This is a genomic window from Armatimonas sp. (assembly GCF_043760365.1).
Lineage (GTDB): Bacteria > Armatimonadota > Armatimonadia > Armatimonadales > Armatimonadaceae > Armatimonas.
Genome location: NZ_JAYUPA010000607.1, coordinates 1 through 4,261 on the forward strand (window position 1 = coordinate 1; position 4,261 = coordinate 4,261).

The window sequence follows — 4,261 nt, forward strand, 5'->3', positions numbered from 1 at the left end:
CGGCGCGATCGGAAGCGGGTCAGACACGGTTTTTTCCGTCGAGGACTTCACCCGAATCCGCCGGGGCTTGTCCACGGGCTCCAGAGCAAGTTCCAGAACGTCGCGAACAGCATCCACGAAGTGGAAGGTCATGCCCGCACGCAGCTCAGCGGGAATGTCCTCCTCCAGATCCTTACGATTACGCGCAGGCAGAATTACGGTCGTGACCCCCGAGCGTTTCGCCGCCAGAACCTTCTCCTTAATGCCTCCCACCGGCAAAACCCGCCCGGTGAGAGTCACTTCACCCGTCATTGCTAGGCGCGGCTTCACCCGACGACCCGTGAGCAAGCTGGTGATCACCGTAGTCATAGTCACGCCTGCCGACGGGCCATCTTTAGGCGTTGCCCCCGCCGGAACATGGATATGAATCTCCGTCTCGTTCCAGAAGTTAGCCGGGATGCCCAGCTCGTTCGCATTGGCGCGAATGTAGCTCAGGGCAGCCTTTGCCGACTCCTGCATGACATCGCCAAGCTGTCCGGTGAGCTGGAGAGTCTTGGATCCCTCCATTTTCTGCGCCTCAAGGAAGATTACATCGCCGCCCACGGGGGTCCAGACCAGGCCGGTCGCCACCCCAGGAATGCTTGTGATATCGTCAAGCTCCTCGAACTCATAGCGGGGTGCCCCTAGGAACTCCTCAACCGTGTTTTTATCCACAGTGAGGGGCTCTGTGCGGCCCTCGGCGAAGAGGCGTGTGACCTTGCGACAGACTGCGGCAATCTGGCGCTCCATGCTACGAACCCCCGCCTCGCGGGTGTGCCCTTGCACCAGAGCGTAGAGTGCGGAGTCCTTGATCGTGACTTGCTCCGCTGTCAGCCCATGCTCGCCTAGCTGCTTGGGCACGAGGTGCTGCCGTGCGATAGCCACTTTCTCTTGCTCCGTGTAGCCCGTCAGCTCGATGATCTCCATCCGATCCCGCAGCGGCCCCTGAATCGCCTCCAGCCCGTTTGCCGTGGTGATAAAGAGCACATTCGAGAGATCAAAAGGGGTGTCGAGATAGTTGTCCCGAAACGTCGAGTTCTGCTCAGGGTCAAGCGCTTCCAGCAGTGCCGAGCTCGGATCGCCTCGATGATCGTGCCCAAGTTTATCAATCTCATCGAGTAAGAAGACCGGGTTATTAGTACCCGCGCGCTTCAGCCCGGTGATGATCTGCCCTGCCATGGCCCCAATATAGGTACGCCGGTGGCCCCGAATCTCGGCCTCATCGCGCACGCCGCCCAGCGAGAGCCGGTAGAACTCACGACCCATCGCTCGGGCGATACTGCGGCCCAGGCTGGTCTTACCCACCCCGGGAGGCCCGACAAAGCAAAGAATCGGCTGGCGCACGGGCTCACCGCGCTCCTGCTTGATCTTACGGACAGCTAAAAACTCCAGCAACCGATCTTTGATCTTATCTAGCCCGTAGTGATCGTCGTCGAGAATCTCTTTGACATGGGGAATATCCAGGTTGTCCTTGGTAGATTTCGCCCATGGCAGGCTGGCCATTAGATCGAGGTAGGTACGTGCGACGGTGTACTCGGGTGCGCCAAAGGCCATGCGTGCCATACGCTCCAGCTCCCGATCCGCTTCCTTTTGGGCCTCAGTGGGAAGCTGTGCGGTGTCGAGGCGCTCCCGCAGCTCTTCCACATCGCGGCCTCGCTCATCGCCTTCACCGAGCTCCTTGTGAATGACCTTGAGCTGCTCGCGCAGGTAGTAATCACGCTGGGCCTTGCTCATCTCGCCTGCGGCCTGGCTGTGGATGTTGGCACCCAGCTCCATGATCTGGGCCTCGCGCATGAGCATGCTATGCAAAAGCTCCATCCGCTCGACTAAAGGAAAGGTCTCCAGAACCTGAATCTTCTCCGCGGTGCTGAGCCGAGCGTGAGCGGCGATCATGTCGGTCATGGTCCAGACGGGCGTGACCTGCTCGATCTCCTTGAAGTGATCGGGCATATCACCGTTGCTCAGCTCAACAATCTTACCAAACGTGCCCGCGAGCTCCCGGCGGAGCGCCTCCACCTGAAGCTGTTCGTCGTCGCTGAGAGTGATCGCTTCCTCAATCAGCTTGACCTTGGCGCGCAGATACGGCTCCTCGGTAAGCACCTCGACAATCTGGAAGCGCTGGATTCCCTGCACCAGTAGCTGGGTGGTATCGCGGTTGCGGTTCATCATCCGGATGGTCACCACGACCCCTGTCGGGTAGATATCTCCCACGCCAGGCTGCTCGGTCGCGGGGTCGCGCTGCGTCACAATCCCAATAATTCGGCTGCCATCGCGCACCGAGTCGGAGATCAGGCGCATGTAGGGCTCGCGTCCCACCACAATCGGAGCGACGAGCACGGGGAAGATGACCGCATCCCGCAAAGGCAAGAGGTTCAGCTCATCCGGTATGTGTGGCGTCTCCTGAGTCTCGGTATTGAGCTGATCAAATACATTCTCCAGCTCCTCAATCACGTTCGTTTTAATTTCGTCCATTTGTTTTGTGACTCCTTTCTACCCAGTGCAATGAAAATCTAACCCTGTGAAATCGGAATTTTACGCGTCGGCATTGCGGAAAAAGAGCGCTCGGGAAGCCGAATGGTCAGAAAGCCATTCTTCAGTGTCGCCGTGATGGCATCCCGATCCACTCGGAAATCTTCAGGAAGCTCGAAGGTGCGCTCAAAGGGGCCAAAGTAGATCTCTAGCTGATGGCACAGTGTTTTTACTTCACCGCTTCCTTCCCCCCGCGACCCCGCCACCGTCAAGTGCCGCCCATCTCCCGAGAGCGTGACGGACAGTGTCTCCGTTGTCGCTCCCGCGATCTCAAGTTTAATAACGAGCGCATCCCGGGTTTCGTGAACATCGGCGGCAGGCTGCCAGAACCTTGTCACTCCTCCCTGGTTATCCAGAAAGGCGCGTAGGGCATCTTCGGTAAATCTTGTCATAGCTTCACTTCTTTATACATCAGAATTTACTTGAGTGTTCCACACTAATGTAACATAACGAAAAATAAACAAAGCCGGGGAAGTTCCCCGGCTTTTCTTGTCCGTAGCAAGCGCTAGGTTCCCCGGCCAAGGTTGGGGATCGCACCGGTCGTGGCCCCGACCAGGATCTCCAATGGTCCCTGTGTGGTTACTCCAAAGGTCTGCAGATCCGCGATGGCCCGCTCGATCTCCTCAGAGGGTCCCGAGAAAGTCACCTCGGCCATTCCTCCCTCTTCAGAGAGCATCGCACGGCGGATAGTTAGGGAAATACGAAAACGCCGTGAGATAGTCCCTAGGATCGGGGTGTCCATCATCTCGCGCGTGAAAGTGAGGTTGTAAACAGCACTGCCAGTCATAATTAGCCCATTGTACCCTAATCTTCGTACCCTAATCTTCCCGTGGCAGAAAATGGGGGCAGTCTTCCGGGCCGAGACAGGCGGGCACTTGTGTCCAGCGCCCGGTGCGGTAGTTCCGTGGGTCGGTGAGGCGCACAACACAGGCCAGCACAGCGTGGGAGCAGTCGCGGCAGCTCCCGCGCTCGGAGAGCAGGCACTTGAGCGCCAGCGCACGACGGGGCGCTTTCTCGACCGCATCCGCGCTCAGCGGTGCATCCGTGCGTGGGGGATCGAGCGCAATCGGAGCCTCTGTGCGGGCAATCAGGCGCAGCACGCCCACTTTGTAGAGCTCCGCGGGCGTGTCGGGGAGCCCCTCGGGAACGGGGTGGGCATCGCCGCGCAGCAGATCCCCCAGCGCAATCTCCCGGTTTTGCATGGTCGCCGGGCCAATCGCCACCGTGAAGCTCTTCCCGACAGGCGCGGCCATGCCCTCGGTCAGTGTCCCCTCCAGTGTCAGGATGTAGCCCGGACAGCTCGCTTCCGTGGTGCCCTCAAACTTGGTCAGAACCAGCCGTGGGCGTAGCGAGACAACCCTTCCCCAGAAACGAATCGGCGCAGACATACGCTATTGTACACGTCCCAGCACCCACTCGGCAGCCTCGGAGAGAGTTTGGGCGACGGCGTTTGGTGTGGGCGAGAATCCTGTAGCGTCTTTGGTCTGGCCGGTGAGAACGAGCACAAACAGAACCCCAGCGGCCTGGGCAGCCTGGGCATCGGTGGGAGTGTCTCCAATAAAGACAGAGGCGCTCAGATCAATCTCATGTTCCTGGGCAGCTTGGAGCAGCATGCCGGGTTTGGGCTTGCGACAGGCACAGTCCTCGCTCTTGAGGTGAGGGCAGTAGTAGAGCGCATCGAGTGGCACCTCGGCGCGTAGCTTCGCGGTCACGG

Annotated in this window: 5 protein-coding genes; all 5 read right to left on the reverse strand. The window is 59.4% G+C overall.

The window, feature by feature from the left end; all coding sequences use genetic code 11:
• Positions 1-2,490: endopeptidase La (lon, locus tag ACH2EH_RS13950; RefSeq protein ID WP_395142652.1), on the reverse strand; the 2,490-nt coding region annotated here is incomplete at its 3' end.
• A 38-nt stretch (positions 2,491-2,528) separates the two neighbouring features.
• Positions 2,529-2,939, reverse strand: coding sequence for an Hsp20/alpha crystallin family protein (locus ACH2EH_RS13955; RefSeq protein WP_395142653.1), 411 nt, complete (start codon positions 2,937-2,939; stop codon positions 2,529-2,531).
• 113 nt (positions 2,940-3,052) lie between these two features.
• Positions 3,053-3,334, reverse strand: a complete 282-nt coding sequence (locus ACH2EH_RS13960; protein WP_395142654.1) for an NIL domain-containing protein — start codon at positions 3,332-3,334, stop codon at positions 3,053-3,055.
• Positions 3,335-3,365: 31 nt separating this feature from the next.
• A complete protein-coding gene (locus ACH2EH_RS13965; RefSeq protein ID WP_395142655.1) occupies positions 3,366-3,935 on the reverse strand; it encodes a hypothetical protein in 570 nt (189 codons plus the stop codon).
• Positions 3,936-3,938: 3 nt separating this feature from the next.
• Positions 3,939-4,261 (reverse strand): HAD-IIIA family hydrolase (locus ACH2EH_RS13970; protein WP_395142656.1); only part of this gene is annotated, 323 nt, incomplete at its 5' end.

What these genes read in the sequence shown, in the direction of transcription:
- ACH2EH_RS13965 (WP_395142655.1), bottom strand. Translation starts at nt 3,935, where the DNA reads ATGTCTGCGCCGATTCGTTTCTGGGGAAGGGTTGTCTCGCTACGCCCA.
- ACH2EH_RS13960 (WP_395142654.1), bottom strand. Translation starts at nt 3,334, where the DNA reads ATGACTGGCAGTGCTGTTTACAACCTCACTTTCACGCGCGAGATGATG.
- ACH2EH_RS13955 (WP_395142653.1), bottom strand. Translation starts at nt 2,939, where the DNA reads ATGACAAGATTTACCGAAGATGCCCTACGCGCCTTTCTGGATAACCAG.